General features: G+C 68.6%; 35 protein-coding genes. 33 read left to right on the top strand and 2 right to left on the bottom strand.

The window, feature by feature from the left end; translation table 11 throughout:
* The first annotated feature begins 3 nt into the window (after nt 1-3).
* The 28 genes from rplP to glmM all read left to right on the top strand — a co-directional run bounded on the left by rplP (nt 4) and on the right by glmM (nt 18434).
* The gene (gene rplP / locus ACFV9H_RS23845) at nt 4-423 is read left to right on the top strand and encodes a 50S ribosomal protein L16 (protein WP_030026326.1); all 420 of its coding nucleotides are present in this window, start codon (nt 4-6) and stop codon (nt 421-423) included.
* Nucleotides 423-647: a 50S ribosomal protein L29 gene (gene rpmC / locus ACFV9H_RS23840; RefSeq protein WP_008739703.1), complete on the top strand. Its 225-nt coding sequence runs from the start codon at nt 423-425 to the stop codon at nt 645-647. Before rplP ends, rpmC begins: the two co-directional genes overlap by 1 nt.
* Complete coding sequence (rpsQ, locus tag ACFV9H_RS23835) at nt 647-928, top strand: 30S ribosomal protein S17 (protein ID WP_030008467.1); 282 nt, start codon at nt 647-649, stop codon at nt 926-928. Before rpmC ends, rpsQ begins: the two co-directional genes overlap by 1 nt.
* Nucleotides 929-1038: 110 nt before the next feature.
* Nucleotides 1039-1407, top strand: coding sequence for a 50S ribosomal protein L14 (gene rplN, locus ACFV9H_RS23830; protein ID WP_003956455.1), 369 nt, complete (start codon nt 1039-1041; stop codon nt 1405-1407).
* A 2-nt stretch (nt 1408-1409) separates the two neighbouring features.
* On the top strand, nt 1410-1721 hold the full coding sequence (rplX, locus tag ACFV9H_RS23825; protein ID WP_150258782.1) for a 50S ribosomal protein L24: 312 nt from the start codon (nt 1410-1412) through the stop codon (nt 1719-1721).
* A complete protein-coding gene (rplE, locus tag ACFV9H_RS23820; RefSeq protein ID WP_030154702.1) occupies nt 1721-2272 on the top strand; it encodes a 50S ribosomal protein L5 in 552 nt (183 codons plus the stop codon). The genes rplX and rplE overlap by 1 nt, the downstream gene beginning before the upstream one ends.
* 5 nt (nt 2273-2277) lie before the next feature.
* Entirely contained in the window at nt 2278-2463 is a 186-nt protein-coding gene (locus ACFV9H_RS23815) for a type Z 30S ribosomal protein S14 (protein WP_003956452.1), read from the top strand.
* Between the two features lie 220 nt (nt 2464-2683).
* Nucleotides 2684-3082, top strand: a complete 399-nt coding sequence (rpsH, locus tag ACFV9H_RS23810; RefSeq protein ID WP_007265911.1) for a 30S ribosomal protein S8 — start codon at nt 2684-2686, stop codon at nt 3080-3082.
* A 21-nt stretch (nt 3083-3103) separates the two neighbouring features.
* Complete coding sequence (gene rplF, locus ACFV9H_RS23805; protein ID WP_365175866.1) at nt 3104-3643, top strand: 50S ribosomal protein L6; 540 nt, start codon at nt 3104-3106, stop codon at nt 3641-3643.
* A gap of 2 nt (nt 3644-3645) precedes the next feature.
* Entirely contained in the window at nt 3646-4029 is a 384-nt protein-coding gene (rplR, locus tag ACFV9H_RS23800) for a 50S ribosomal protein L18 (protein ID WP_030026334.1), read from the top strand.
* A gap of 45 nt (nt 4030-4074) precedes the next feature.
* Nucleotides 4075-4680 carry a 30S ribosomal protein S5 gene (gene rpsE / locus ACFV9H_RS23795; protein WP_384745032.1) on the top strand — a complete coding sequence of 202 codons (606 nt, stop codon included), beginning with the start codon at nt 4075-4077 and terminating at the stop codon, nt 4678-4680.
* Nucleotides 4680-4862 carry a 50S ribosomal protein L30 gene (rpmD, locus tag ACFV9H_RS23790; protein ID WP_005313525.1) on the top strand — a complete coding sequence of 61 codons (183 nt, stop codon included), beginning with the start codon at nt 4680-4682 and terminating at the stop codon, nt 4860-4862. Before rpsE ends, rpmD begins: the two co-directional genes overlap by 1 nt.
* Nucleotides 4863-4864: 2 nt before the next feature.
* A complete protein-coding gene (gene rplO / locus ACFV9H_RS23785; protein WP_008739693.1) occupies nt 4865-5320 on the top strand; it encodes a 50S ribosomal protein L15 in 456 nt (151 codons plus the stop codon).
* Nucleotides 5321-5507: 187 nt separating this feature from the next.
* The gene (secY, locus tag ACFV9H_RS23780; protein WP_385401583.1) at nt 5508-6821 is read left to right on the top strand and encodes a preprotein translocase subunit SecY; all 1314 of its coding nucleotides are present in this window, start codon (nt 5508-5510) and stop codon (nt 6819-6821) included.
* Nucleotides 6821-7468 carry an adenylate kinase gene (locus tag ACFV9H_RS23775; RefSeq protein ID WP_385401581.1) on the top strand — a complete coding sequence of 216 codons (648 nt, stop codon included), beginning with the start codon at nt 6821-6823 and terminating at the stop codon, nt 7466-7468. Before secY ends, ACFV9H_RS23775 begins: the two co-directional genes overlap by 1 nt.
* Nucleotides 7469-7574: 106 nt before the next feature.
* Nucleotides 7575-8426, top strand: coding sequence for a type I methionyl aminopeptidase (map, locus tag ACFV9H_RS23770; protein ID WP_385401578.1), 852 nt, complete (start codon nt 7575-7577; stop codon nt 8424-8426).
* Nucleotides 8427-8567: 141 nt separating this feature from the next.
* Nucleotides 8568-8789 (top strand): translation initiation factor IF-1, encoded by a 222-nt coding sequence (gene infA, locus ACFV9H_RS23765; protein ID WP_003956442.1) that lies wholly within the window; start codon nt 8568-8570, stop codon nt 8787-8789.
* Nucleotides 8790-8862: 73 nt separating this feature from the next.
* Nucleotides 8863-8976 carry a 50S ribosomal protein L36 gene (gene rpmJ, locus ACFV9H_RS23760; protein ID WP_003956441.1) on the top strand — a complete coding sequence of 38 codons (114 nt, stop codon included), beginning with the start codon at nt 8863-8865 and terminating at the stop codon, nt 8974-8976.
* 198 nt (nt 8977-9174) lie between these two features.
* Nucleotides 9175-9555, top strand: a complete 381-nt coding sequence (gene rpsM / locus ACFV9H_RS23755) for a 30S ribosomal protein S13 (RefSeq protein WP_007265919.1) — start codon at nt 9175-9177, stop codon at nt 9553-9555.
* A gap of 54 nt (nt 9556-9609) precedes the next feature.
* Entirely contained in the window at nt 9610-10014 is a 405-nt protein-coding gene (rpsK, locus tag ACFV9H_RS23750) for a 30S ribosomal protein S11 (protein WP_003956432.1), read from the top strand.
* A gap of 150 nt (nt 10015-10164) precedes the next feature.
* Nucleotides 10165-11187: a DNA-directed RNA polymerase subunit alpha gene (locus ACFV9H_RS23745; RefSeq protein ID WP_007265920.1), complete on the top strand. Its 1023-nt coding sequence runs from the start codon at nt 10165-10167 to the stop codon at nt 11185-11187.
* Nucleotides 11188-11291: 104 nt separating this feature from the next.
* Nucleotides 11292-11756, top strand: a complete 465-nt coding sequence (gene rplQ / locus ACFV9H_RS23740; protein WP_069921530.1) for a 50S ribosomal protein L17 — start codon at nt 11292-11294, stop codon at nt 11754-11756.
* Nucleotides 11757-11851: 95 nt separating this feature from the next.
* On the top strand, nt 11852-12703 hold the full coding sequence (gene truA, locus ACFV9H_RS23735) for a tRNA pseudouridine(38-40) synthase TruA (RefSeq protein ID WP_385401575.1): 852 nt from the start codon (nt 11852-11854) through the stop codon (nt 12701-12703).
* A gap of 42 nt (nt 12704-12745) precedes the next feature.
* Nucleotides 12746-14365, top strand: a complete 1620-nt coding sequence (locus tag ACFV9H_RS23730) for an ABC-F family ATP-binding cassette domain-containing protein (protein ID WP_385401573.1) — start codon at nt 12746-12748, stop codon at nt 14363-14365.
* A gap of 51 nt (nt 14366-14416) precedes the next feature.
* Nucleotides 14417-15703 (top strand): glycosyltransferase family 87 protein, encoded by a 1287-nt coding sequence (locus tag ACFV9H_RS23725; RefSeq protein ID WP_385401570.1) that lies wholly within the window; start codon nt 14417-14419, stop codon nt 15701-15703.
* Nucleotides 15704-15935: 232 nt separating this feature from the next.
* Nucleotides 15936-16379: a 50S ribosomal protein L13 gene (gene rplM / locus ACFV9H_RS23720; protein ID WP_385401567.1), complete on the top strand. Its 444-nt coding sequence runs from the start codon at nt 15936-15938 to the stop codon at nt 16377-16379.
* 42 nt (nt 16380-16421) lie between these two features.
* Nucleotides 16422-16940, top strand: a complete 519-nt coding sequence (gene rpsI, locus ACFV9H_RS23715; RefSeq protein WP_030388851.1) for a 30S ribosomal protein S9 — start codon at nt 16422-16424, stop codon at nt 16938-16940.
* Between the two features lie 135 nt (nt 16941-17075).
* The gene (gene glmM, locus ACFV9H_RS23710; protein ID WP_385401565.1) at nt 17076-18434 is read left to right on the top strand and encodes a phosphoglucosamine mutase; all 1359 of its coding nucleotides are present in this window, start codon (nt 17076-17078) and stop codon (nt 18432-18434) included.
* Here the strand turns inward: glmM and ACFV9H_RS23705 are convergent, their stop codons facing one another.
* Together ACFV9H_RS23705 and coaA are read right to left on the bottom strand one after the other, a co-directional pair.
* Nucleotides 18435-19403 (bottom strand): DUF389 domain-containing protein, encoded by a 969-nt coding sequence (locus ACFV9H_RS23705; RefSeq protein ID WP_385401562.1) that lies wholly within the window; start codon nt 19401-19403, stop codon nt 18435-18437.
* A 16-nt stretch (nt 19404-19419) separates the two neighbouring features.
* Entirely contained in the window at nt 19420-20466 is a 1047-nt protein-coding gene (gene coaA, locus ACFV9H_RS23700; protein ID WP_385401559.1) for a type I pantothenate kinase, read from the bottom strand.
* A gap of 333 nt (nt 20467-20799) precedes the next feature.
* On the opposite strand from coaA, the gene ACFV9H_RS23695 reads away from it, so the two are divergent.
* The 5 genes from ACFV9H_RS23695 (at nt 20800) to ACFV9H_RS23675 (ending at nt 26287) form a co-directional block, all read left to right on the top strand.
* Nucleotides 20800-21531 (top strand): hypothetical protein, encoded by a 732-nt coding sequence (locus ACFV9H_RS23695; RefSeq protein ID WP_385401557.1) that lies wholly within the window; start codon nt 20800-20802, stop codon nt 21529-21531.
* Nucleotides 21532-21752: 221 nt separating this feature from the next.
* A complete protein-coding gene (locus ACFV9H_RS23690; RefSeq protein WP_385401555.1) occupies nt 21753-22529 on the top strand; it encodes a hypothetical protein in 777 nt (258 codons plus the stop codon).
* Nucleotides 22530-22637: 108 nt separating this feature from the next.
* Complete coding sequence (gene glmS / locus ACFV9H_RS23685; protein WP_385401553.1) at nt 22638-24485, top strand: glutamine--fructose-6-phosphate transaminase (isomerizing); 1848 nt, start codon at nt 22638-22640, stop codon at nt 24483-24485.
* A gap of 14 nt (nt 24486-24499) precedes the next feature.
* A complete protein-coding gene (locus ACFV9H_RS23680) occupies nt 24500-24868 on the top strand; it encodes a holo-ACP synthase (RefSeq protein WP_385401551.1) in 369 nt (122 codons plus the stop codon).
* 27 nt (nt 24869-24895) lie between these two features.
* The gene (locus ACFV9H_RS23675) at nt 24896-26287 is read left to right on the top strand and encodes an NAD(P)H-hydrate dehydratase (protein ID WP_385401548.1); all 1392 of its coding nucleotides are present in this window, start codon (nt 24896-24898) and stop codon (nt 26285-26287) included.
* The last annotated feature ends 149 nt before the right edge of the window (nt 26288-26436 follow it).

Below are 26436 nucleotides of genomic sequence, written 5' to 3'. Positions count from 1 at the left end.
AACATGCTGATCCCTCGTAGGGTCAAGCACCGTAAGCAGCACCACCCGAAGCGCCGCGGTATGGCCAAGGGCGGTACTGAGGTCTCGTTCGGCGAGTACGGCATCCAGGCGCTCACCCCCGCCTACGTGACGAACCGCCAGATCGAGGCGGCTCGTATCGCGATGACCCGCCACATCAAGCGTGGCGGCAAGGTCTGGATCAACATCTACCCGGACCGCCCGCTCACGAAGAAGCCTGCCGAGACCCGCATGGGTTCCGGTAAGGGTTCTCCCGAGTGGTGGATCGCCAACGTGCACCCGGGTCGGGTCATGTTCGAGCTGTCCTACCCGAACGAGAAGATTGCTCGTGAGGCGCTCACCCGCGCTGCTCACAAGCTTCCGATGAAGTGCCGGATTGTTCGGCGCGAGGCAGGTGAGTCGTGATGGCGACGGGAACCAAGGCGTCCGAGCTGCGTGAGCTCGGCAACGAGGAGCTCGTTGGCAAGCTGCGCGAGGCCAAGGAGGAGCTGTTCAAGCTCCGCTTCCAGGCGGCCACGGGTCAGCTGGAGAACAACGGCCGGCTCAAGTCCGTCCGTAAGGACATCGCTCGCATCTACACCCTGATGCACGAGCGTGAGCTCGGTATCGAGACGGTGGAGAGCGCCTGATGAGCGAGAACAACGTGACTGAGAAGACCGAGCGCGGTTTCCGCAAGACCCGTGAGGGTCTGGTCGTCAGCGACAAGATGGACAAGACCGTCGTCGTCGCCGTCGAGGACCGCGTGAAGCACGCCCTGTACGGCAAGGTCATCCGCCGTACGAACAAGCTCAAGGCGCACGACGAGCAGAACGCTGCCGGCGTCGGCGACCGCGTCCTCATCATGGAGACGCGTCCGCTGTCGGCGAGCAAGCGCTGGCGCATCGTCGAGATCCTCGAGAAGGCCAAGTAATCAAGTCCGGGGGGTTTCCCCCGGATTCGTTCCGCCAGGCTCGGTGGGGGCCGCCGCTCTTCGGAGTGTGAGGCCCCCGCCGGGAACCGGCAGACAAACAGGAGATAGACGTGATCCAGCAGGAGTCGCGACTGCGTGTCGCCGACAACACTGGTGCCAAGGAGATCCTTTGCATCCGTGTTCTCGGTGGCTCCGGTCGCCGCTACGCGGGCATCGGTGACGTCATCGTCGCCACCGTCAAGGACGCGATCCCCGGTGGCAACGTGAAGAAGGGTGACGTCGTCAAGGCGGTCATCGTTCGCACCGTCAAGGAGCGCCGCCGCCAGGACGGCTCGTACATCCGCTTCGACGAGAACGCCGCCGTCATTCTGAAGAACGACGGCGACCCTCGCGGCACCCGTATCTTCGGCCCCGTCGGCCGTGAGCTGCGCGAGAAGAAGTTCATGAAGATCATCTCGCTCGCGCCGGAGGTGCTGTAAGCATGAAGATCAAGAAGGGCGACCTGGTCCAGGTCATCACCGGTAAGGACAAGGGCAAGCAGGGCAAGGTCATCGTTGCCTTCCCCGCTGAGAACCGTGTCCTCGTCGAGGGTGTCAACCGGGTCAAGAAGCACACCAAGGCCGCGCAGAACCAGGCCGGTGGCATCGTGATCACCGAGGCCCCGGTCCACGTGAGCAACGTTCAGCTGGTTGTGGAGAAGGACGGCAAGAAGGTCGTCACCCGCGTCGGCTACCGCTTCGACGACGAGGGCAACAAGATCCGCGTTGCCAAGCGGACGGGTGAGGACATCTGATGGCTACCACTCCGCGTCTCAAGACGAAGTACCGCGAGGACATCGCGGGCAAGCTGCGTGAGGAGTTCTCCTACGAGAACGTCATGCAGATCCCCGGTCTCGTCAAGATCGTCGTGAACATGGGTGTCGGCGACGCCGCCCGTGACTCGAAGCTGATCGACGGCGCCATCCGCGACCTGACGACGATCACCGGTCAGAAGCCGGCCGTCACGAAGGCCCGCAAGTCCATCGCGCAGTTCAAGCTGCGTGAGGGTCAGCCGATCGGCTGCCACGTCACCCTCCGTGGTGACCGCATGTGGGAGTTCCTGGACCGTACGCTGTCGCTCGCGCTGCCGCGTATCCGTGACTTCCGTGGTCTGTCGCCGAAGCAGTTCGACGGCCGTGGCAACTACACCTTCGGTCTCACGGAGCAGGTCATGTTCCACGAGATCGACCAGGACAAGATCGACCGTACCCGGGGTATGGACATCACCGTGGTCACCACGGCGACCAACGACGCTGAGGGCCGCGCGCTCCTTCGTCACCTCGGCTTCCCCTTCAAGGAGGCGTAAGCGAGATGGCGAAGAAGGCTCTCATCGCGAAGGCTGCCCGCAAGCCCAAGTTCGGTGTGCGTGCGTACACCCGCTGCCAGCGCTGCGGTCGTCCCCACTCCGTGTACCGCAAGTTCGGCCTGTGCCGCGTGTGCCTTCGTGAGATGGCTCACCGTGGCGAGCTGCCGGGCGTGACCAAGAGCTCCTGGTAGTCCCTTCACCCTTTGGGTGTTGAGGCATTCCAGACGCTCTCGGTAAGCATCAGGTCGGCGGACCGCCCTGCCCGCATGCCGTAGGCTTGTGGGGTTGGGCGTCCGCCGCCCTATCGACTTACTACGCCGTAGGTCCCCGCACCGCACCCGTCCCGCCACTGAGTGGGGAGAGGGATGGCGCATACAGGAAACCCCGGCGAGAGAGGCCGAAGGCCACTTCATGACCATGACTGACCCGATCGCAGACATGCTCACGCGTCTGCGTAACGCTAACTCGGCGTACCACGACACCGTCGTGATGCCGCACAGCAAGATCAAGTCGCACATCGCAGAGATCCTCAAGCAGGAGGGTTTCATCACCGGCTGGAAGGTCGAGGACGCCGAGGTCGGCAAGAACCTCGTCCTCGAGCTGAAGTTCGGGCCGAACCGTGAGCGCTCCATCGCGGGCATCAAGCGGATCTCGAAGCCCGGTCTGCGCGTGTACGCGAAGTCCACCAACCTGCCGAAGGTCCTCGGTGGCCTGGGCGTGGCGATCATCTCCACGTCCCACGGTCTCCTGACCGGCCAGCAGGCAGGCAAGAAGGGCGTAGGTGGGGAAGTCCTCGCCTACGTCTGGTAGTCGGGAAAGGAAGGAAAGCTCATGTCGCGAATCGGCAAGCTCCCCATCCAGGTTCCCGCCGGTGTGGACGTCACCATCGATGGCCGTACGGTCGCGGTGAAGGGCCCCAAGGGTTCCCTCACGCACACCGTCGCTGCGCCCATCGCTGTCGCCAAGGGTGAGGACGGCGTCCTGAACGTCATCCGCCCCAACGACGAGCGTCAGAACAAGGCCCTGCACGGCCTGTCCCGCACGCTGGTGGCGAACATGATCACCGGTGTGACCACGGGATACGTCAAGGCTCTCGAGATCAGCGGTGTCGGTTACCGCGTGGCCGCGAAGGGCTCCAACCTGGAGTTCCAGCTCGGCTACAGCCACCCGATCCTGGTGGAGGCGCCCGAGGGCATCTCCTTCAAGGTCGAGTCGCCGACCAAGTTCTCGGTCGAGGGCATCGACAAGCAGAAGGTCGGCGAGGTCGCCGCCAACATCCGCAAGCTGCGGAAGCCCGACCCGTACAAGGCCAAGGGTGTCAAGTACGCCGGCGAAGTCATCCGCCGCAAGGTCGGAAAGGCTGGTAAGTAGCCATGGCATACGGTGTGAAGATCGCCAAGGGCGACGCGTACAAGCGCGCTGCCAAGGCTCGCCGCCACATCCGCATCCGCAAGAACGTCTCGGGTACGGCGGAGCGTCCGCGCCTCGTCGTGACGCGTTCGAACCGCAACATCGTTGCTCAGGTCATCGACGACCTCCAGGGTCACACCCTGGCGTCGGCGTCGACCCTGGACGCTTCGATCCGCGGTGGCGAAGGCGACAAGAGCGCCCAGGCCCAGGCTGTCGGCGCGCTCGTCGCCGAGCGTGCCAAGGCTGCGGGTGTCGAGACCGTCGTGTTCGACCGCGGTGGCAACCGATACGCCGGGCGCATTGCCGCTCTGGCTGACGCCGCCCGCGAAGCCGGGCTGAAGTTCTAAGCCCCGGTTCCGGGACTCACGGACGTAACAGAGAGAGGTAATCCAATGGCTGGACCCCAGCGCCGCGGAAGCGGTGCCGGTGGCGGCGAGCGGCGGGACCGGAAGGGTCGCGACGGTGGCCCTGCCGCCGAGAAGACCGCTTACGTTGAGCGCGTTGTCGCGATCAACCGCGTCGCCAAGGTTGTCAAGGGTGGTCGCCGCTTCAGCTTCACCGCGCTGGTCGTGGTGGGCGACGGTGACGGCACTGTAGGTGTCGGTTACGGCAAGGCCAAGGAAGTTCCCGCGGCCATTGCCAAGGGTGTCGAGGAAGCCAAGAAGAACTTCTTCAAGGTTCCGCGCATCCAGGGCACCATCCCGCACCCGATCCAGGGTGAGAAGGCCGCGGGCGTCGTCCTGCTGAAGCCTGCTTCCCCCGGTACCGGTGTTATCGCCGGTGGCCCGGTGCGCGCCGTTCTGGAGTGCGCCGGCGTTCACGACATCCTGTCGAAGTCGCTCGGCTCCGACAACGCGATCAACATCGTGCACGCGACCGTGGAGGCCCTCAAGGGCCTGCAGCGTCCCGAGGAGATCGCGGCTCGCCGTGGTCTGCCCCTCGAGGACGTCGCTCCCGCGGCTCTGCTCCGTGCGCGTGCCGGGGCGGGTGCTGCGTAATGGCTCGCCTCAAGATCACGCAGACGAAGTCGTACATCGGTAGCAAGCAGAACCACCGCGACACTCTGCGTTCGCTCGGGCTGAAGCGCCTGAACGACGTGGTCGTCAAGGAGGACCGCCCCGAGTTCCGCGGAATGGTTCACACCGTCCGCCACCTCGTGACGGTTGAGGAGGTTGACTAATCATGGCTGAGAACAGCCCGCTGAAGGCCCACAACCTCCGTCCCGCCCCCGGCGCCAAGACCGCGAAGACCCGTGTCGGTCGTGGTGAGGCGTCGAAGGGTAAGACGGCCGGTCGTGGTACGAAGGGCCAGAAGGCCCGTTACCAGATCCCGCAGCGCTTCGAGGGTGGGCAGATGCCCCTCCACATGCGCCTGCCGAAGCTCAAGGGCTTCAAGAACCCGTTCCGCACCGAGTTCCAGGTTGTCAACCTGGACAAGCTCGGCGCTCTCTACCCCGAGGGTGGAGAAGTCACGGTGGCCGACCTGGTCGCCAAGGGCGCGGTTCGCAAGAACAGCCTCGTCAAGGTCCTGGGCCAGGGCGAGCTCTCCGTGGCGCTGCAGGTTTCGGTTGACGCCGTTTCCGCCTCCGCCAAGGAGAAGATTGCCGCTGCCGGCGGCACTGTCACCGAGCTCGTCTAAGACGGATCAAGTGACTAAATAGCTCGAAACCCGACCGGGGATGCCTCACATAAGGGGCATCCCCGGTTGGTCGTTCCACGGGGGGCACACTCGCCGGTAAGGTGGCGTGCACCTTTGCTTTGTCGTATACGTCGATCCCTCAGACCGTCACCTCTGACGCAGTAGCGCGGGGGTCGCAGGAGGCACCGTGCTCACCGCGTTCGCCCGGGCGTTCAAGACGCCCGACCTGCGCAAGAAGCTGCTCTTCACGCTCGGCATCATCGTGCTGTTCCGGCTCGGGTCCCACATCCCGGTACCCGGCGTGAGCTACAAGAACGTACAGATCTGTGTTGACCAGGCAGGCAGCAGCAATGGGCTGTTCGGTCTCGTCAACATGTTCAGCGGCGGTGCGCTGCTGCAGATCACGATCTTCGCGCTCGGCATCATGCCGTACATCACGGCGAGCATCATCCTGCAGCTGCTGACCGTGGTCATCCCGAAGCTGGAGAACCTCAAAAAAGAGGGACAGTCCGGCACGGCGAAGATCACTCAGTACACGCGCTATCTGACGGTCGCGCTCGCGATCCTGCAGGGCACCGGCCTCGTGGCCACCGCCCGCACCGGCGCCCTGTTCCAGGGCTGCCAGGTCGCCAGCCAGATCGTCCCGGACCGGTCCATCTTCACCACGATCGTCATGGTGGTCACCATGACCGCCGGTACCTGTGTCGTCATGTGGCTCGGTGAGCTCGTCACCGACCGCGGCATCGGCAACGGCATGTCGATCCTCATGTTCATCTCGATCGCCGCCGGCTTCATCGGAGCCCTCTGGCAGATCAAGCTCCAGGGCAAGATCGCCGACGGCTGGGTCGAGTTCGGTGTCGTGATCCTCGTCGGCCTCGCGATGGTGGCCCTGGTGGTCTTCGTCGAGCAGGCGCAGCGCCGGATCCCGGTCCAGTACGCGAAGCGCATGATCGGTCGTCGCGCGTACGGCGGCACCTCGACCTACATCCCGCTCAAGGTGAACCAGGCGGGTGTGATTCCCGTCATCTTCGCCTCGTCGCTGCTGTACATCCCGGCGCTGATCGTCCAGTTCAGCGGGTCCACCGCGGGCTGGGCCACCTGGATCCAGAAGCACTTCGTCAAGGGCGACCACCCGTACTACATCGCGACCTACTTCCTCCTGATTGTCTTCTTCGCGTTCTTCTACGTGGCGATTTCCTTCAACCCCGAGGAAGTTGCAGACAACATGAAGAAGTATGGTGGGTTCATCCCGGGTATTCGTGCCGGTCGACCCACCGCCGAGTACCTGAGCTACGTGCTCAACCGGATCACCTGGCCGGGGTCGCTGTACCTGGGTCTCATCGCTCTTGTGCCGACGATGGCGTTGGCCGGCTTCGGAGCGAACCAGAACTTCCCCTTCGGGGGAACGAGCATCCTGATCATCGTGGGTGTGGGTCTGGAAACCGTGAAGCAGATCGAGAGCCAGCTCCAGCAGCGCAATTACGAAGGGTTCCTCCGCTGATGCGAATCGTCCTCGTCGGACCGCCCGGTGCGGGCAAGGGAACGCAGGCCGCGTTCCTTGCCAAGAACCTGTCGATCCCGCACATCTCCACGGGCGACCTGTTCCGGGCCAACATCAGCCAGAACACCGAGCTGGGCCGCCGCGCCAAGGCGTTCATGGACGCCGGTGACCTCGTCCCCGACGAGATCACCATCGGCATGGCCAAGGACCGGATGGAGCAGCAGGACGCCGAGAACGGCTTCCTCCTGGACGGGTTCCCGCGCAACGTCTCGCAGGCCGAGGCGCTCGACGTCATGCTGCAGGCCGAGGGCATGAAGCTGGACGCCGTCCTCGACCTGGAGGTCGAGGAGGACGAGGTCGTCAAGCGGATCGCCGGTCGGCGGATCTGCCGCAACGACTCCTCGCACGTCTTCCACGTCACGTACGCGGCGCCGAAGGCCGAGGGTGTCTGTGACACCTGCGGCGGCGAGCTGTACCAGCGGGACGACGACTCCGAGTCGACGGTCCGCAACCGGCTGGAGGTCTACCACACGCAGACCGAGCCGATCATCGACTACTACAAGGAGCAGGGCCTGCTGGTGACCATCTCCGCCCTCGGCGAGGTGCACGAGATCACCCAGCGCGCCATGGACGCTCTGAAGAAGTAGTACGAAGAAGCAGTACCCCCTGTTGTGCAGGTACGGCCGCGGTGTCCTTCGGGCGCCGCGGCCGTACTGTTGAGAAGACCCGAATTCGAAGGTGGAAGGTCCGTTCATGGTTCAGATCAAGACCCCCGAGCAGATCGCGAAGATGCGCGAGGCGGGGCTGGTCGTCGCCGCGATCCACGCGGCGACCCGTGAGGCCGCCGTGCCGGGCGCCACGACACGGGATCTGGACATGGTGGCCCGCAAGGTCATCGCGGACGCGGGAGCGAAGTCGAACTTCCTCGGCTACGGCGGCTTCCCCGCGACGATCTGCACCTCGGTGAACGAGGTCGTCGTCCACGGCATCCCGGACGACAAGACGGTCCTCAAGGACGGCGACATCATCTCGATCGACGCCGGCGCGATCGTGGACGGCTGGCACGGCGACGCCGCGTACACGGCCTTCGTGGGCACCGGTCACGCTCCGGAGCTCGTCGAGCTCTCCCGGGTGACCGAGGAGTCCATGTGGGCCGGCATCGCGGCGATGAAGCTGGGCAACCGCCTCGTGGACATCTCGAAGGCGATCGAGACGTACATCAAGCGCCAGCCCCGCCCCTCCACCGGTGAGCACAGCCTCGGCAAGTTCGGGATCATCGAGGACTACGGCGGCCACGGCATCGGCTCCGAGATGCACATGGACCCGCACCTGCTGAACTACGTCTCGCGCAAGCGGGGCAAGGGGATCAAGCTGGTCCCGGGCGTCTGCTTGGCGATCGAGCCCATGGTCTCCCTGGGAACCGCCCAGACGGAGGTACTGTCCGACGACTGGACGGTCATCACCACGGATGGCACCTGGTCCTCGCACTGGGAGCACTCCATCGCCCTGACGGAGGACGGTCCCATCGTCCTGACCAGCCCGGACTGTGGCAAGGCGAAGCTGGCGACGTACGGAGTCACCACGGCTCCGGACCCGCTCGGTTAATGATCTAGACTCTGGGGCAAACTTTCCGGATTCGTCTTTCTGGGTGCCCTGACGTAGACTGACTCGTCGGCTCTCGTGCACATCCATGCCTGCATGGCGACACACGGAGCCGATCAAGGTAGCCGATTCGAAAGGCGAAGCGTGGCCAAGAAGCAAGGTGCCATCGAAATCGAGGGCACCGTGATCGAGTCCCTCCCGAACGCCATGTTCAAGGTGGAACTCCAGAACGGTCACAAGGTCCTCGCGCACATCAGCGGCAAGATGCGTATGCACTACATCCGCATCCTCCCCGATGACCGGGTCGTTGTGGAGCTGTCTCCGTACGACCTGACGCGTGGCCGGATCGTCTACCGATACAAGTAGATCTTGCTCTCACTCCTGCCTGGGCGTCCGTCCCGGTGCGGGTGGTGGCACTGACCCGGAGAACCTCACCAACATGAAGGTCAAGCCGAGCGTCAAGAAGATCTGCGACAAGTGCAAGGTGATCCGCCGTCACGGCCGGGTCATGGTCATCTGCGACAACCTGCGCCACAAGCAGCGCCAGGGCTGACGCACGCCGACCGACCTGCCTTCCGCAGTTCTTCGCGCGACGTAAGAAAACGTACATACGCAGAACCCGCCCAGCCCTGAGAGGGGCCGGCGGTACCTCCGGCGGGGGCCGGGGACCCGGACGTACCATCACCCATTTCGGGTGGTCGGCGGTCGGGAGTGGTTCTGCGGAAGACCCCCGAACACACAGGAGCCATTTGTGGCACGCGTTTCCGGTGTTGACATCCCGCGCGAAAAGCGCGTGGAGATCGCACTCACCTACGTCTTCGGTATCGGGCGCACCCGGTCCAAGGAGATCCTCGCCTCCACCGGCGTGAACCCGAACACCCGCGTTCGTGACCTGGCCGAAGAGGACCTCGTCAAGATCCGCGAGTACGTGGACGCCAACCTCCGTACCGAGGGTGACCTCCGCCGCGAGATCCAGGGCGACATCCGCCGCAAGATCGAGATCCAGTGCTACCAGGGTATCCGCCACCGTCGCGGCCTCCCGGTGCACGGTCAGCGCACCAGCACCAACGCGCGTACCCGCAAGGGCCCGCGTCGCGCGATCGCCGGTAAGAAGAAGCCGGGCAAGAAGTAGTCCTGTTCAGCGGTCTTGCGCTGTAGGACCGACCACCTCCCGTAGGAGATTTAGATGCCCCCCAAGGGTCGTCAGGGCGCTGCCAAGAAGGTGCGCCGCAAGGAAAAGAAGAACGTCGCTCACGGGCACGCCCACATCAAGAGCACGTTCAACAACACCATCGTCTCGATCACGGACCCCTCGGGCAACGTGATCTCCTGGGCCTCCGCCGGCCACGTCGGCTTCAAGGGCTCGCGCAAGTCCACCCCCTTCGCCGCGCAGATGGCCGCCGAGTCGGCCGCCCGTCGCGCGCAGGAGCACGGCATGCGCAAGGTTGACGTCTTCGTCAAGGGTCCGGGCTCCGGCCGCGAGACCGCGATCCGCTCCCTCCAGGCCACCGGCCTCGAGGTCGGCTCGATCCAGGACGTCACCCCCACCCCGCACAACGGCTGCCGCCCGCCGAAGCGCCGCCGCGTCTGACGCAGCGGACGCACCTGTGCGTCTTTGAGTGTCCGGGCGGTACGACCCCTTCGGGGGCCGTGCCGCCCGTACCCTTGCAGTAGCCGTACTCCGGTACGGCGTCCCGTCGGGCGTCAAATAGTGGGCGTCCACGAATGAAGGAACACAGACATGCTTATCGCTCAGCGTCCTTCGCTGACCGAAGAGGTCGTCGACGAGTACCGCTCGCGGTTCGTGATCGAGCCGCTGGAGCCGGGCTTCGGCTACACCCTCGGTAACTCCCTGCGCCGTACGCTCCTGTCCTCGATCCCGGGTGCCGCTGTCACCAGCATCCGCGTGGACGGCGTCCTGCACGAGTTCACCACCGTGCCGGGTGTGAAGGAAGACGTCACCGACATCATCCTCAACATCAAGCAGCTGGTCGTCTCCTCGGAGCACGACGAGCCGGTCGTGATGTACCTGCGCAAGCAGGGTCCCGGCCTGGTCACCGCTGCCGACATCGCGCCGCCGGCCGGTGTCGAGGTGCACAACCCGGACCTGGTCCTCGCCACGCTCAACGGCAAGGGCAAGCTGGAGATGGAGCTGACCGTCGAGCGCGGTCGCGGCTACGTCTCCGCCGTCCAGAACAAGCAGCTGGGCCAGGAGATCGGCCGCATCCCGGTCGACTCCATCTACAGCCCGGTCCTCAAGGTCACCTACAAGGTCGAGGCGACCCGAGTCGAGCAGCGCACCGACTTCGACAAGCTCATCGTCGACGTCGAGACCAAGCAGGCCATGCGCCCGCGCGACGCCATGGCGTCCGCCGGCAAGACCCTGGTCGAGCTGTTCGGTCTGGCGCGCGAGCTCAACATCGACGCCGAGGGCATCGACATGGGCCCGTCCCCGACGGACGCCGCCCTGGCCGCCGACCTGGCGCTGCCGATCGAGGAGCTCGAGCTCACCGTTCGGTCGTACAACTGCCTCAAGCGCGAGGGCATCCACTCCGTGGGTGAGCTCGTCGCCCGCTCCGAGGCCGACCTGCTCGACATCCGCAACTTCGGTGCGAAGTCGATCGACGAGGTCAAGGCGAAGCTGGCCGGCATGGGCCTGGCCCTCAAGGACAGCCCGCCCGGATTCGACCCGACCGCCGCCGCCGACGCCTTCGGCGCCGACGACGACGCGGATGCCGGTTTCGTCGAGACCGAGCAGTACTAGAAAAGCTCGCGGGGGGCTCACGCCCCCCGCACCCCCTCTCGCGACCGCCTGAGGGAACTGACTCCGGTACCTGACACGGCCGGTGCAGATTTGAAGGAGTAACAATGCCGCGTCCCGCAAAGGGTGCCCGCCTGGGCGGCTCCGCCGCGCACGAGAAGCACCTCCTCGCGAACCTCGCGAAGGCGCTCTTCGAGCACGGCCGCATCACCACCACCGAGGCCAAGGCCCGCCGCCTGCGTCCCTACGCCGAGCGTCTGGTCACCAAGGCCAAGAAGGGCGACATCCACAACCGTCGCCTGGTGCTGCAGACGATCACGGACAAGAGCATCGTGCACACGCTGTTCACCGAGATCGCCCCGCGCTACGAGAACCGCCCCGGTGGTTACACGCGCATCACCAAGATCGGCAACCGTCGTGGCGACAACGCCCCGATGGCCGTCATCGAGCTGGTCGAGGCCCTGACGGTCGCCCAGCAGGCCACTGGTGAGGCCGAGGCCGCCACCAAGCGCGCCGTGAAGGAGGCGGAGGCCACCGAGGCTCCCGCCGCCGAGGAGACCAAGGAGGCCTGATCCCTCTCGGGATCACGCTGAACGGCTCTGAACGGGCCCGCCCCCTTCCGGGGCGGGCCCGTTCTGCATGTGTGAGTTCTGAGAGGATCGGTCACGTGAGTGACGAGGTGGAGCCCGGGCACGTCCGGGTGCGGCTGGACCTGAGCTACGACGGCAAGGACTTCTCCGGCTGGGCGAAGCAGCGCGTGCTGCGGACCGTGCAGGGCGAGCTGGAGAGCGCCCTGCAGACCGTGATGCGGCTGAAGGAGCCCGTCGAGCTGACCGTGGCCGGACGGACGGACGCCGGCGTGCACGCCCGCGGGCAGGTCGCGCAGTTCGACCTGGCCGAGGAGGTATGGGCCGAGCACCACGACAAGCTCCTGCGCCGCCTCGCCGGCCGGCTGCCGCACGACATCCGGGTGTGGAAGGTCGCCGAGGCCCCGGAGGGCTTCAACGCGCGCTTCTCGGCCATCTGGCGCCGCTACGCCTACCGCGTGGGCGACCACCAGGGCGGGGTCGACCCGCTGCGCCGGGGGCACGTGCTGTGGCACCAGTGGCCGCTCGACGTGGACGCCATGAACGAGGCCGCCGCCCCGCTGCTCGGCGAGCACGACTTCGCCGCGTACTGCAAGAAGCGCGAGGGCGCCACGACGATCCGCACCCTCCAGCAGCTCGGCTGGGAGCGCGCCGAGGACGGGATCATCACCGCGACGGTCCGCGCCGACGCCTTCTGCCACAACATGGTCCGCTCCCTCGTGGGAGCCCTGCTGCACGTCGGCGACGGGCACCGGCCCGTGGAGTGGCCCGGGCAGGTGCTGGCCGCGGCGGTGCGCGACTCCTCGGTGCACGTGGTCAAGCCGCACGGGCTGACGCTGGAGGAGGTCGGCTACCCGGCGGACGAGCTGCTGGCCGCGCGCAGCAAGGAGGCCCGGAACATGCGGACCCTGCCGGGCGCGGGCTGCTGCTAATCGGTTTGGGTGGATGGCGGCCGGACCTGGACAATGCCCGGCATGGGACATCTCGAAGCGAGCCACCTGGAGTACTACCTTCCCGACGGGCGGGTACTGCTCCCCGACGTCTCCTTCCGGGTGGGGGAGGGGTCCGTGGTCGCCCTCGTGGGGGCCAACGGGGCCGGCAAGACCACCCTGCTCAAGCTGATCTCCGGTGAGCTCCAGCCGCACGGCGGTGGGGTCACGCTCAGCGGTGGGCTCGGCGTGATGTCGCAGTTCGTGGGCTCCGTACGGGACGAGACGACCGTGCGGGACCTGCTGGTCTCGGTGTCCCAGCCGCGGATCCGCGAGGCGGCCGAGGCCGTGGACCGGGCCGAGCAGCTGATCCTGACGGTGGACGACGAGAAGGCCCAGATGGCCTACGCGCAGGCGCTCAGCGACTGGGCGGACGTGCAGGGCTACGAGGCGGAGACCCTGTGGGACGTCTGCACCATGGCCGCCCTGGCCATCCCGTACGACACCGCGCAGTTCCGCGAGGTGCGCACGCTGTCGGGCGGCGAGCAGAAGCGGCTGGTGCTGGAGGCGCTGCTGCGCGGTCCTGACGAGGTGCTGCTGCTCGACGAGCCGGACAACTACCTCGACGTCCCGGGCAAGCGGTGGCTGGAGGAGCAGCTGAAGGCCACCCGCAAGACCGTGCTGTTCGTGTCGCACGACCGGGAGCTGCTGTCCACGGCCGCCGAGAAGATCATCAGCCTGGAGCCGAGCCCGATGGGCACGGACGTGTGGGTGCACGGTGCGGGCTTCGGCACGTACCACGAGGCCCGCAAGGAGCGCTTCGCGCGCTTCGAGGAGCTCAAGCGGCGCTGGGACGAGGAGCACGCCCGCCTGAAGGCCCTGGTGCTGCGGCTGCGCAACCAGGCCGCGAGCAGCCCCGACATGGCCTCCCGCTACAAGGCGATGCAGACCCGCTTCCAGAAGTTCGAGGAGGCCGGTCCGCCGCCGGAGCCGCCGCGGGAGCAGGACATCCGGATGCGGCTCAAGGGCGGGCGTACGGGCGTACGCGCCCTCACCGTGGAGAACCTGGAGCTGACGGGGCTGATGAAGCCCTTCTCGCTGGAGGTCTTCTACGGCGAGCGGGTCGCCGTACTGGGCTCGAACGGCTCGGGGAAGTCGCACTTCCTGCGGCTTCTGGCCGGCGAGGACGTCAAGCACACCGGTGAATGGAAGCTGGGCGCGCGGGTGGTTCCGGGCCACTTCGCGCAGACGCACGCGCATCCGGAGCTGTTCGGCCGCACCCTCGTCGACATCCTGTGGACGGAGGCGGCCAAGCCCCTGGGCCAGGCGATGGGGGCCCTGCGCCGCTACGAGCTGGAGCGCCAGGCCGAGCAGCCCTTCGAGAAGCTGTCGGGCGGCCAGCAGGCCCGCTTCCAGATCCTGCTGCTGGAGCTGGCGGGGACCACGGCGCTGCTGCTGGACGAGCCGACGGACAACCTGGACCTGGAGTCCGCGGAGGCCCTCCAAGACGGCCTGGAGGCCTACGAGGGCACTGTGCTGTGCGTCACGCACGACCGCTGGTTCGCCCGAACATTCGACCGCTACCTGGTCTTCGGTTCGGACGGGGTTGTGCGAGAGACTCAGGAGCCCGTCTGGGACGAGCGACGCGTCGAGCGTCGCCGCTGAGCGCGTCCGGGGCGAACGTAGAGTCGAGCGGAAGCGCTAGGGGAGACCACAGTGGGGCTGCGGCCTGGCATCTGGCTGAAGAAGTGGGACACCCGCGTCCGGACCTCCGGGAACCGGCTGGTCGACTGGCTGCTGCGGCCCGCTTCCCTGCCCTGGCGGCTCGCCTCCCTCGCGGTGGTGCTCGGCATCTGCGTCTCCACGAGCCTGCGGGCGAACTGGGGCTCGGACAACGCCTTCGTGGTGAAGGCGGCCGAGACGCTGCTGGCGGGCGGGTCCCCGTACGAGGACAAGCGGTTCCTCTACCTCCCCAGCGCCGTGCTCATGGCGGTGCCGGAGGCGCTGCTGCCGCAGACGGTGCTGCGGTGGGTGCTGCCGGTCGGGATGTCGGGGCTGCTGGGCATCGGCTGGCTGGCCGCGCTGAGGCTGTTCTCGGTGCCGCTGCGCTCGCGGTTCGCGGTCGTCGGCTTCGCCGTCTTCGCCCTGGCCTACAAGCCGTACGTGAACCTCGTACTGATCGGCAACTGGACGGCCATCTCGGCGGCAGCCCTGCCGGTGGCGCTGCTGCTGGCCCACCGGCGGCACTGGGGGGCGGCCGGTCTGGTGGTCGGGCTGGCGATCGCCTGCAAGCCGATGCTGGTGCCGGTCGGGCTGCTGTTCGTGCTCGCCCGGCGGTGGCGGGGGCTGGCCGCGGCCGTGTTGGTGCCGCTGGGGCTCTCGCTGGCGGGCGCGCTGCTGATGCCGAGCCCGTCGCTGTTCTTCACCAAGACCCTGCCGTTCCTCCTCCAGGGGCAGGACGCGTACGCGCTGCCGTGGGACGCCTCGCCGATCGCGGTGCTGCCCCGGCTGGGGGTGCCGGAGTCGGTGGCCGTGGTCGTGGCGTTCGCGGGGGCCGGGGCGGGACTGTGGGCGGCCTGGGCGCGGTGGCGGCGCGCCGACGATACCGACCGGGGCGAGCTGCGGCTCGCGGAGACGGCCTGCATGGTGATGCTCGCCGCATTCCTGGTCTCGCGGCCGTCCTTCGACCACTACCTGCTGGTGGTGCTGCCGCTGCTGCTGGCCTCGGCGGTGCGGGAGGGCTCGATGCCCCGCTCGCCCTGGTTCTGGCTGGCGCTGACGCCCCAGATGGCCCTGGTCCCGTGGCCCTCGGAGCTGGCCCACAAACGGCGCGCCTTCAAGGACTGCGCCACCCTGTGCGGGCTCGCGATCCTGCTGGCGCGTCGTGCGCTGCGCTCCGGTCGGGTTACTCTGGAGCCCGTAACAACTGCGGGGTCCCCACCCAGGACCGAACCGGAGTGCGCCGCGACGCCAGCAGAATCGGCATCGCGGACCGCGTTTTGACCCGTACGGGTCTGCTTGGGTATCCTGCTGGTTTGTTATGCGTATTGGCTTTCTCATTCTCACGTGAAAGGGCCTTACGCCGGTCCACCGGACCGATGACCAGCGGTTCACACGGGTTGCGTCCCCGATGTGAACGAGGGCTGTCGTGATCGTCCGTGGTGACCCTGTCAGGACCTTCCCGTGGGGCTTGCGCCCTTGGGGATACCACCACTGAAGAAGCGAAGGCATACGCGTGCGTACGTTCAGCCCCAAGCCCGGCGACATCTCGCGCCAGTGGCTCGTCATCGACGCCCAGGACGTTGTCCTCGGCCGTCTGGCGACCCAGGCCGCTGCCCTCCTGCGAGGCAAGCACAAGCCGACTTACGCCCCCCACATGGACATGGGCGACTTCGTCATCATCGTCAACGCCGACAAGGTTCACCTGTCCGGCAACAAGGCGTCCCAGAAGATGGCGTACCGCCACTCCGGCTTCCCGGGCGGTCTCCGCTCCGTGCGTTACGACGACCTGCTCCGTGACAACCCGGAGAAGGCCGTCGAGAAGGCCATCAAGGGCATGCTCCCCAAGAACACCCTGGGCCGTCAGATGCTCTCGAAGCTGAAGGTCTACTCGGGCGACCAGCACCCCCACGCTGCGCAGCAGCCGGTGCCGTTCGAGATCACCCAGGTCGCGCAGTAGTTCCGGCCACCCCCTAAGACGTAGAAAATTCTGAGGAGCATCGTGGCCGAGACCACCGCCGAGACGACCGTCGAAGAGTTCGAGGGCAACGTCGAGGAGTACACCAGCGAGTCCGAGGTTGTCGTCGAGGGCGACTACACCTCCGAGTCCCTTGCCGGTCGCTTCGGCGACCCCCAGCCGGCCGCCGGCCTGGGCCGTCGCAAGAACGCCATCGCCCGCGTCCGGATCGTTCCGGGCACCGGCAAGTGGAAGATCAACGGTCGCACCCTTGAGGACTACTTCCCCAACAAGGTGCACCAGCAGGAAGTCAACGAGCCCTTCAAGCTCCTCGAGCTCGACGGCCGTTACGACGTCATCGCCCGCATCTCGGGTGGCGGCGTCTCCGGCCAGGCCGGCGCCCTGCGCCTCGGCGTGGCCCGTGCGCTGAACGAGGCGGACGTGGACAACAACCGCCCGGCGCTGAAGAAGGCCGGCTTCCTTTCCCGCGACGACCGTGCGGTCGAGCGCAAGAAGGCCGGTCTCAAGAAGGCCCGTAAGGCTCCGCAGTACAGCAAGCGTTAATCTTCGCCTGCTGTTCTGCATCGAATCCGCCCCGGCAGCACTCTCCGTGCTGCCGGGGCGGTTCGTTTACCACCACAAGCGGCAAATAACTGTCACATGCGGTCACATGCGAAGCGGAAACTCGGGAGGACAACAGTGGGACGACTCTTCGGGACGGACGGTGTACGCGGCGTCGCCAATGCGGATCTGACGGCTGAGCTCGCGCTCGGTCTCTCCGTGGCGGCTGCCCACGTACTTGCCGAGGCGGGCACCTTCGCGGGCCACCGGGCGACCGCGGTCGTCGGGCGGGATCCCCGCGCCTCAGGCGAATTCCTGGAGGCCGCGGTCGTCGCCGGCCTCGCGAGCGCGGGCGTGGACGTCCTGCGCGTCGGTGTGCTGCCCACCCCGGCGGTGGCGTATCTCACCGGTGCGCTGGGTGCCGACCTCGGCGTGATGCTCTCGGCCAGCCACAACGCCATGCCGGACAACGGCATCAAGTTCTTCGCGCGCGGCGGCCACAAGCTCGCCGACGAGCTGGAGGACCGCATCGAGTCCGTCTACGAGGAGCACCGCACCGGCGCTCCCTGGGACCGGCCCACCGGCTCGGGTGTCGGCCGGGTCTCCGACTACACGGAGGGCTTCGAGAAGTACGTCGCCCACCTGATCGGCGCGCTGCCCAACCGCCTCGACGGCCTGAAGGTCGTCCTGGACGAGGCGCACGGCGCGGCCTCCTACGTCTCGCCCGAGGCCTTCGCCCGGGCCGGCGCGGAGATCGTCACGATCGGCGCCGAGCCCGACGGCCTGAACATCAACGACGGCTGCGGCTCCACCCACCTCGACCTGCTCAAGGCGGCCGTCGTCGAGCACGGCGCCGACTTCGGCATCGCGCACGACGGTGACGCCGACCGCTGCCTGGCCGTGGACGGCACCGGCGCGGAGGTCGACGGCGACCAGATCCTCGCCGTGCTGGCCCTGGCCATGCGCGAGGCCGGGAAGCTGCGCGAGAACACCGTGGTCGGCACCGTCATGTCCAACCTGGGCTTCAAGCTGGCCATGGAGGGCGCGGGCATCCAGGTCGTGCAGACCGGGGTCGGCGACCGGTACGTGCTGGAGGCCATGAAGGAGCACGGCTACGCCCTGGGCGGCGAGCAGTCCGGCCACGTGATCATCCTCGACCACGCGACGACCGGCGACGGGACGCTGACCGGCCTGCTGCTCGCGGCGCGGGTCGCGGCCACCGGTAGCTCCCTGGCGGAGCTGGCCGGTGTGATGGAGCGACTGCCGCAGGTGCTGATCAACGTCCCCGACGTGGACAAGTCCCGGGTCACGACCTCGGCCGAGCTGGCCGCGGCGGTGGCCGACGCCGAGCGCGAGCTGGGCACCACCGGGCGGGTGCTGCTCCGTCCGTCCGGCACCGAGCCGCTCGTACGGGTGATGGTCGAGGCCGCGGACATCGAGCAGGCGCGCGCGGTGGCGGGCCGGCTCGCGGACGTCGTGAAGTCCGCGCTCGGCTGATTACTGGCTGCCGTTCCTTCGTGGCGCACCCGGCTTCCGGATCATCCGGCTCTGCTGGGTGCGCCACAGCAGTTTCCAGGCGACGAGGGTGAGCGTGCCCGACAGGATGATCCCGAGCAGGTTCAACAGCAGCTGCTCGGCCGAGCCCCACATCTGGCCGACGTCGCCGTAGCTGAGGGCCACGGCGGCGTTGGCGGCGGCCGGAACGGTGGTCACGGAGATCGCCACGCCGACCAGCGCGCCGGCCTTCGCCGAGGTCAGCGAGAGCATGCCGGCCACGCCGGCGAGCAGTGCCACGACGAAGGAGAACGGGTCGGGCTGCCAGATGAAGCTGGTGTTCGGCCGGGGGTTGTCGAGCATGCCCTGGTGGAACTGGCCGATCGAGTCCATCACGAGGCTGAAGATCGTCGTCGCCACGATCGCCGCCGCGAAACCGACCAGCAGCGCGAAGAGCGAACGCGCGGCGAGTTTCGGCTCGCGCTGCACCAGGCCCGTACAGATGCCGGCGAGCGGGCCGAACTCCGGACCGACCGCCATGGCGCCCACGATCAGGATCGCGTTGTCCAGGGCCACACCGCAGGCCGCGATCATCGTGGCGACGATCATGAAGGCGCTGTAGGTGATCGTGAGGGTGGATTCCTCGTGGGTCGACTCGGCGAGCTGCTCCCAGATCACCGCGTCGGCGGCCTCGCCCGGGGCCTCCTCCTCAGCGTCGTCGGCGCGTTTGGAGATCGACAGGTCGATGTTCTCGACGGCGATCGACCCGGTTTTGTCGATGCCGAGCGCCCGCATCTCCTGGAGCAGCTCGTCGGCCGCCTCGCGGGCGACGTCGCACAGCACGAGGTCGCCCTCGGGATCGCGGGCGGCGCCCGTCAGCACGACCAGGTGGGTGGTCCCGACCGTCTGGTCGATCAGCGCGAGCACCTGGTCCGTGAGGTGGTGCGGGGTGATCATCCGCAGATGCAGCATCCCCGCACCCTAACCACTAGAGCTTGCGCAGGCTCAGCTTCTGCACCTTGTGGTCCGGGCCTTTGCGGACGACCAGGGTGGCCCGGCCGCGGGTGGGCGCCACGTTCTCCAGCAGGTTGGGCTTGTTGACGGTCCGCCACATCGTCTGCGCGTACTCCATGGCCTCCTCCTCGGAGACCTGGGTGTACTTGCGGAAGTAGGAGAAGGGGTTCTGGAAGGCGGTCTCGCGCAGCTTCCGGAAGCGCCCCAGGTACCAGCGCTCGATGTCCTCGGGGCGCGCGTCCACGTACACGCTGAAGTCGAAGTAGTCGGCGAGGGCGACGCGGGTGCGGCCGTCCGTCCCGGGGAGGGCGGGCTGGAGCACGTTCAGACCCTCGACGATGAGGATGTCCGGGCGGCGTACGACGAGCTCCTCGCCCGGCACGATGTCGTAGATCAGGTGCGAGTAGACCGGGGCCCGCACCTCGTCCTTGCCGGCCTTGATGTCGGCGACGAAACGGGTGAGCGCGCGGCGGTCGTAGGACTCCGGGAAGCCCTTGCGGGAGGTGAGGCCGCGCCGCTGGAGTTCCTTCATCGGGTACAGGAACCCGTCGGTGGTGACCAGCTCCACGCGCGGGTGCTCGGGCCAGCGGGCGAGCAGGGCCTGGAGCAGACGGGCCACGGTGGACTTGCCGACGGCGACCGAACCGGCGACCCCTATGACGAAGGGGGTGCCCTGCTGGGCGCCGTGGCCGTTGCCCGCGTCGCCGAGGAAGGTGTTCAGGGTGCCGCGCAGGTTGCTGGTGGCCTCGACGTACAGGTTGAGCAGGCGCGAGAGCGGCAGGTACACGTCGCGGACCTCGTCGAGGTCGATGACGTCACCGAGGCCGCGCAGCCGCTCCACCTCTTCGGCGGTCAGCGGCAGCGGGGTCCGCTCGCGCAGCGCGCTCCATTCGGCGCGGGTGAGGTCGACGTACGGCGAGGCGTCGGGGCCCCGGCGGTGGGCGGGGCGCGTGGGGTGCCCGTCCCGGCCGGTGCGCTCCGTTGCGCTGTCCGGCGTGCTTCGTGGCGGCGAAGTGATCACACCGCCATTGTCGGGGCTCGGAGACGGTTGTGGGTCGTGTGGTCGGTCACGTGGCCGGTCATGTGGTCGGTCGCGTGGCCGCCCGCGGGGGTTCGGCGGGGGCGTGCGGCCGGGCTCCGGTCTCGATTCGGGGGCCCTGTGGGTCTCGCCCCGATCACAATCGGAGGCTGTCGTTCAGATCCCGGATCGGGCGCGCGATCCGGCCGTACAGTGCTGATCGCCGCAGTTCAGAAGCGTGCCCCGGCTCGCCGGGTGCGCTGTTTCGCGCTGCTCTGTCGCCGTCACGTCCCGTGCCGTGCCGTGTTCCGTGTCGTGTCCCGTGGGAGATCCTTCGTGCGTACCGCTCTCGTCCGTCGTTCCGTCCTGACCGCTTCCGCGGTGTCCCTCGCCCTGCTGGGCACCGCCTGCGGCGCCGACAAGGCCGACACCAAGGCGGACGCCAAGCCGTCCGCGAGCGCCCCGGCGCCCTCGCCGACGCCCGAGGTCAAGGCGCTGGGGGCCGCCGAGCTGGAGAAGCTCACCCTGGCCGACGGCGACGTCCCGAAGACCGTGATCGCGAAGGCCGGCGCCGACGACGTCGCCAAGTCCTCCGAGGTCACCACGGACAAGGAGCAGTGCCGACCGCTCGCGGAGGCCGGCGGCCTCGCCCCGGTCGGCAAGGCCGTCACCACCACGGAGCGCCTCGGCACCGGTGAGCCCACCGACAAGGCCAACCCGATGAGCATCACCCTGACCTCCGTCCAGCTCGCCTCGTACGACGGCAAGGGCGCGGAGGAGGCGCTGGCCTCGTTGAAGGCGGCCGGTCAGGCCTGCACCGCCGGCTTCGTCACCACGACGAAGGGCGAGAAGACCACCATCAAGGCGATCGCGCCCGTGAGCGTGAGCGCCGGCGACGACGCCGCGGGCTGGGCGGTCACCGCCGAGGACGACGGGGACGCGCTGCACAGCCAGATGGTCGCGGTCCGCAAGGGCAACAACCTCTTCGTCATCCACACCTTCAGCGTGACCGGCAAGCCCGCCATGCCGCAGGCGTTCATCGACGCGCAGATCAAGAAGCTCGGCTGACCGACCGCGGGTACGGCGGGGGCGGTTGTACGGGGGCCGGTACCGGTTCGAGGGCTGTGCGGTCTCGTGCCGGTCACGATCGGCGGGCCGAGGGAAAAGATCGGAGCAGGTGATCCTTTTGCCGGTACATTGCGTGAAACCGCAGTTCTGAGGCGCGCCCCGCCATGCCGGACGCCGCTCCTGCTGTTTTTTCTTCGTTTTCGTCGTGGGGGAATTCCATCGTGCGCACCGCTCTTGTCCGTCGTTCCGTCCTGACCGCTTCCGCGGTGTCCCTGGTCCTGCTCGCCACCGCCTGCGGCTCCGGCAAGGCCGACACCAAGACGGACGCCAAGCCGTCCGCTCCCGCGAGCTCTGCGGCCCCGGCCGCCAAGGGCAAGACGGACGCGGAGCTGGCCGCGCTGATGGTCACCCTGGCCGAGGTCCCCGACTACACCGGCGACGCCACGGCCACCGGCGAGCTCGCCGACGTGGACAAGCACGCCGTCACCACCGACAAGGCCGAATGCAAGGTCCTGGTCCAGAGCCAGGCCGTGCAGAAGATCGGCACCCCGACCGGCATCGCCCGTCAGATCCTGTCGCCCAAGCCGAAGGCGCTCGCCCCCGACGCCCCGCCGGAGGAGCAGGCGAAGGCCATCCAGAAGACCATCGGCAACACCATGACGATGATCGGTCTGTCCTCCTACGACGGAACGGGCGCCGAGGAGCTCCTCGCCTCCCTCAAGGCGGCCGGAACGGCGTGCGCGGGCGGCTTCACCGCCACCACCGACGGCGAGGCCACCAAGTACGAGGGCGTCAAGCCCGGCCCGGCCGTCACCGGCGGCGACGAGGTCGTGAGCCTGGCCATCACGATCGTGGACGAGGGCGGCGACAAGGCCACCGGGCAGCTCGTCGTCGTGCGCAAGGGCGCCACGGTGGCCACCTTCAACTCGATCAGCTTCCTCGGCACGACGGAGTCCCCGACCGCCCTGATCGACACGCAGGTCAAGAAGCTCGGCTGAGCCCCGCCCGACTGACCGTCAACCCCGCTCCGGCGCATTCGCCGGGGCGGGGTTTTCGTCTTGTTCGGGTACGGGGCAGACGGGCCGACACGGCGTACGCTGCGGCCTATGTGCGGAATTGTGGGTTACGTGGGAGCGCAGTCGGCGCTCGATGTGGTCATCGCCGGACTCAAGCGGCTGGAGTACCGCGGCTACGACTCGGCCGGGGTCGCCGTGCTCGCCGACGGGGAGCTGGAGTCCGTCAAGAAGGCCGGGAAGCTCGTCAATCTGGAGAAGGAGCTGGTCGGGCACCCGCTGCCGGCCGGATCCACGGGGCTCGGGCACACCCGGTGGGCCACCCATGGGGGGCCCACCGACGTCAACGCCCATCCGCACCTCGACAATTCGGGGCGCGTGGCCGTCGTGCACAACGGCATCATCGAGAACTTCGCGCAGCTCCGCGCCGAACTGGCCGAGCGCGGGCACCGGCTGGAGTCCGAGACGGACACCGAGGTCGTGGCGCACCTGCTGGCGGAGCGGTTCTCGGCCGCCGGGGACCTCGCCGAGGCCATGCGGCAGGTGTGCCGGCAGCTGGAAGGCGCCTTCACGCTGGTCGCGGTGCACGCGGACGTGCCGGACGTGGTGGTCGGCGCGCGCCGGAACTCCCCTCTGGTGGTGGGCGTTGGAGAGGGAGAGAACTTCCTCGCCTCGGACGTGGCCGCGTTCATCGCCCACACCCGGTCCGCGATCGAGCTGGGGCAGGACCAGGTCGTCGAGCTCCGCCGCGACGGGGTCACGGTGACCAACTTCGACGGTTCGGCCGCGACCGTGCGGGCGTACCACGTGGACTGGGACGCCTCGGCGGCCGAGAAGGGGGGATATGACTACTTCATGCTCAAGGAGATCGCCGAGCAGCCGAAGGCCGTCGCCGACACCCTCCTGGGCAGGATCGACGCGAACGGCTCGCTGACCCTGGACGAGGTGCGCATCCCCACCTCGGTGCTCAGGGAGGTCGACAAGGTCGTGATCGTGGCGTGCGGTACGGCGTACCACGCGGGCATGATCGCGAAGCTGGCCATCGAGCACTGGACCCGCATCCCGTGCGAGACGGAGCTGGCGAGCGAGTTCCGCTACCGCGACCCGATCCTGGACCAGCGGACGCTGGTGGTCGCGATCTCGCAGTCCGGCGAGACCATGGACACCCTGATGGCGCTGCGGCACGCGCGCGAGCAGGGCGCCAAGGTGCTGGCCATCTGCAATACGAACGGGTCGACGATCCCGCGCGAATCGGATGCCGTGCTGTACACGCACGCCGGTCCGGAGGTGGCCGTCGCCTCGACCAAGGCGTTCCTGACGCAGCTGGTGGCCTGCTATCTGGTCGCGCTGTACCTGGGGCAGGTCCGGGGCACCAAGTGGGGCGACGAGATCGAGGCCGTGATCCGGGAGCTGTCGGACATCGCCGCGGCCGTGGACACCGTCCTGGAGACCATGGAGCCGGTACGTGCGCTCGCGCGCTCCCTCGCCGACAAGAACACCGTGCTGTTCCTGGGCCGGCACGTCGGGTACCCGGTGGCGCTGGAAGGCGCGCTCAAGCTCAAGGAGCTGGCGTACATGCACGCCGAGGGCTTCGCGGCGGGCGAGCTCAAGCACGGTCCGATCGCGCTGATCGAGCAGGACCTGCCGGTGGTGGTGGTCGTGCCCTCGCCGCGCGGCCGGTCGGTGCTCCACGACAAGATCGTGTCGAACATCCAGGAGATCCGGGCCCGCGGGGCGCGGACCATCGTGATCGCGGAGGAGGGCGACGAGGCGGTCGTGCCGTACGCCGACCACCTGATCCGTATCCCGGCGACGCCGACGCTGCTTCAGCCGCTGGTGGCGACGGTGCCGTTGCAGGTGTTCGCGTGCGAGCTGGCGACCGCGCGGGGGAACGAGGTGGACCAGCCGCGTAACCTCGCGAAGTCGGTGACGGTGGAGTAGTTGGGGTTGTCGTTGTGATTATCGGCGTCGGGATCGACGTGGCGGAGATCGAGCGGTTCGGCGCGGCGCTGGAGCGCACGCCCGGCCTGGCCGGGCGGTTGTTCCTCGACTCCGAGTTGACGCTGCCGAGCGGCGAGCGGCGCGGAATCGCCTCGCTCGCCGCGCGGTTCGCCGCGAAGGAGGCCCTGGCCAAAGCGCTGGGCGCGCCCGCCGGGCTGCTGTGGACCGACGCCGAGGTGTACGTGGAGGACAGCGGACAGCCCCGACTGCGGGTGTCGGGGACGGTGGAGGCGCGGGCGTCGGCGATGGGCGTGAAGTCCTGGCACATCTCGCTGAGCCACGACGCCGGGGTCGCCTCCGCCGTGGTGATCGCCGAGGGGTAGCACCCGCTTTTCGGGCAGGCTGGTGGCATGCGTACTGCTTACAGCGTGGAGACCGTACGGGGCGCCGAGCGGGAGTTGATGGCCCGGCTGCCCGAAGGCGCCCTGATGCGGCGGGCGGCGGCCGGGCTGGCCGCCGTCTGTGCGGGGCTGCTGCGCCGGGTGTACGGCTCCCGGGTGGTGCTGCTCGTCGGGCCCGGGGACAACGGCGGCGACGCGCTGTACGCGGGCGCGCGGCTGGCGCGCCGGGGCGCCGGGGTGACGGCGGTGCCGATGGACCCGGAGCGGATGCACACGGGCGGGCTGGCCGCGTTGCGGGCCGCCGGTGGGCGGGTCGCGGAGTCGGTGCCGGCCCGGGCCGACCTGGTCCTGGACGGGCTCGTCGGCATCGGCGGGCGGGGCGGGTTGCGGCCGGCGGCGGCCGCCCTGGTGGAGCGGATTCCGGCGGGTGCGGTGGTGGTGGCCGTGGACCTGCCGAGCGGGGTCGACGCCGACTCCGGGGAGGTGGCGGGTGCGGCCGTCACGGCCGATGTCACGGTGACCTTCGGGGCGTACAAACCCGGCCTGCTGATCGACCCCGGGGCCTCGCGGGCCGGCGCGGTGCGGCTGGTGGACATCGGGCTGGAGTTGCCGTCGCCGCCCGCCGTGGAGGCCTTGCAGCACGCGGACGTGGCGGAGCTGCTGCCGGTGCCGACGGCGTCGAGCGACAAGTACCGGCGGGGCGTGGTCGGGATCGTCGCCGGGTCCTCGCAGTACCCGGGCGCGGCGGTGCTGGCCGTGGCGGGGGCGCTGCGCGGCGGTGCGGGCGCGGTGCGGTACGTGGGGCCGGCGGCGGACGCGGTGCTGGCCCGCTTCCCGGAGACGCTGATCGGGCGGGGCCGGGTGCAGGCGTGGGTGGTCGGGCCGGGGCTGGGGGAGGGGCGCGCCGGGGAGGTGACCGACGCCCTGGCGGACTCCGTGCCCGTACTGGTCGACGCGGACGGGCTGCGCGGGCTGGACCCGGGCGTGCTGCGGGCCCGGACGGCCCCGACCCTGCTGACCCCGCACGCGGGGGAGGCGGCGGCGCTGCTGGGGGCCCCGCGGGAGTCCGTGGAGGCCGGGCGGCTCGCCGCCGCGCGGGACCTGGCCGGGCGGTACGGGGCAGCGGTGCTGTTGAAGGGCTCGACGACCCTGGTCGCCTCCGGCGGTTCGCCCGTGCGGGTGAACCCGACGGGGACGCCGTGGCTGGCCACCGCCGGGAGCGGGGACGTGCTGTCCGGGCTGGCCGGGTCCCTCCTGGCGGGGGGCCTGTCGGCGGTGGACGCCGGGTCGGTGGCGGCGTACCTCCACGGCCTGGCGGGCCGTCTCCGCGGCGGGCCGCTGCCGGCCCAGGACGTGGCCGAAGCCCTCCCGGAGGCTTGGCGGAACGTCCGCCGTCCGTGACCGGGTGCTCCGCCGCTGCCGGGGGCGCTGCCCCCGGACCCCCGCGCCTCAAACGCCGGCGGGGCTGGATGTGCCGCTGCGCGGCAACCCAGCCGCGCCGGGCAGGCGGCATCAGCCGAAATCCAGCCGCTCCGGCGGGTGAGGAGCCG

This window comes from Streptomyces sp. NPDC059874 (assembly GCF_042731135.1).
Taxonomy (GTDB): Bacteria; Actinomycetota; Actinomycetes; order Streptomycetales; family Streptomycetaceae; genus Streptomyces.
The sequence above is the reverse complement of the archived record's forward strand: the minus strand, read 5'-3'. Positions and strand labels throughout refer to the sequence as shown.

Coding starts and splice junctions, on each gene's coding strand:
- map (WP_385401578.1), top strand. CDS start 7,575: ATGGTTCAGATCAAGACCCCCGAGCAGATCGCGAAGATGCGCGAGGCG.
- ACFV9H_RS23815 (WP_003956452.1), top strand. CDS start 2,278: ATGGCGAAGAAGGCTCTCATCGCGAAGGCTGCCCGCAAGCCCAAGTTC.
- rplX (WP_150258782.1), top strand. CDS start 1,410: ATGAAGATCAAGAAGGGCGACCTGGTCCAGGTCATCACCGGTAAGGAC.
- ACFV9H_RS23745 (WP_007265920.1), top strand. CDS start 10,165: ATGCTTATCGCTCAGCGTCCTTCGCTGACCGAAGAGGTCGTCGACGAG.
- rplF (WP_365175866.1), top strand. CDS start 3,104: ATGTCGCGAATCGGCAAGCTCCCCATCCAGGTTCCCGCCGGTGTGGAC.
- rplO (WP_008739693.1), top strand. CDS start 4,865: ATGGCTGAGAACAGCCCGCTGAAGGCCCACAACCTCCGTCCCGCCCCC.
- rpmC (WP_008739703.1), top strand. CDS start 423: ATGGCGACGGGAACCAAGGCGTCCGAGCTGCGTGAGCTCGGCAACGAG.
- rpsE (WP_384745032.1), top strand. CDS start 4,075: ATGGCTGGACCCCAGCGCCGCGGAAGCGGTGCCGGTGGCGGCGAGCGG.
- ACFV9H_RS23675 (WP_385401548.1), top strand. CDS start 24,896: ATGCGTACTGCTTACAGCGTGGAGACCGTACGGGGCGCCGAGCGGGAG.
- glmS (WP_385401553.1), top strand. CDS start 22,638: ATGTGCGGAATTGTGGGTTACGTGGGAGCGCAGTCGGCGCTCGATGTG.
- rplR (WP_030026334.1), top strand. CDS start 3,646: ATGGCATACGGTGTGAAGATCGCCAAGGGCGACGCGTACAAGCGCGCT.
- ACFV9H_RS23705 (WP_385401562.1), bottom strand. CDS start 19,403: ATGCTGCATCTGCGGATGATCACCCCGCACCACCTCACGGACCAGGTG.
- ACFV9H_RS23775 (WP_385401581.1), top strand. CDS start 6,821: ATGCGAATCGTCCTCGTCGGACCGCCCGGTGCGGGCAAGGGAACGCAG.
- rpsH (WP_007265911.1), top strand. CDS start 2,684: ATGACCATGACTGACCCGATCGCAGACATGCTCACGCGTCTGCGTAAC.
- rpsQ (WP_030008467.1), top strand. CDS start 647: ATGAGCGAGAACAACGTGACTGAGAAGACCGAGCGCGGTTTCCGCAAG.
- rplE (WP_030154702.1), top strand. CDS start 1,721: ATGGCTACCACTCCGCGTCTCAAGACGAAGTACCGCGAGGACATCGCG.
- rpmJ (WP_003956441.1), top strand. CDS start 8,863: ATGAAGGTCAAGCCGAGCGTCAAGAAGATCTGCGACAAGTGCAAGGTG.
- rpsK (WP_003956432.1), top strand. CDS start 9,610: ATGCCCCCCAAGGGTCGTCAGGGCGCTGCCAAGAAGGTGCGCCGCAAG.
- ACFV9H_RS23730 (WP_385401573.1), top strand. CDS start 12,746: ATGGGACATCTCGAAGCGAGCCACCTGGAGTACTACCTTCCCGACGGG.
- rplP (WP_030026326.1), top strand. CDS start 4: ATGCTGATCCCTCGTAGGGTCAAGCACCGTAAGCAGCACCACCCGAAG.
- rplQ (WP_069921530.1), top strand. CDS start 11,292: ATGCCGCGTCCCGCAAAGGGTGCCCGCCTGGGCGGCTCCGCCGCGCAC.
- rpmD (WP_005313525.1), top strand. CDS start 4,680: ATGGCTCGCCTCAAGATCACGCAGACGAAGTCGTACATCGGTAGCAAG.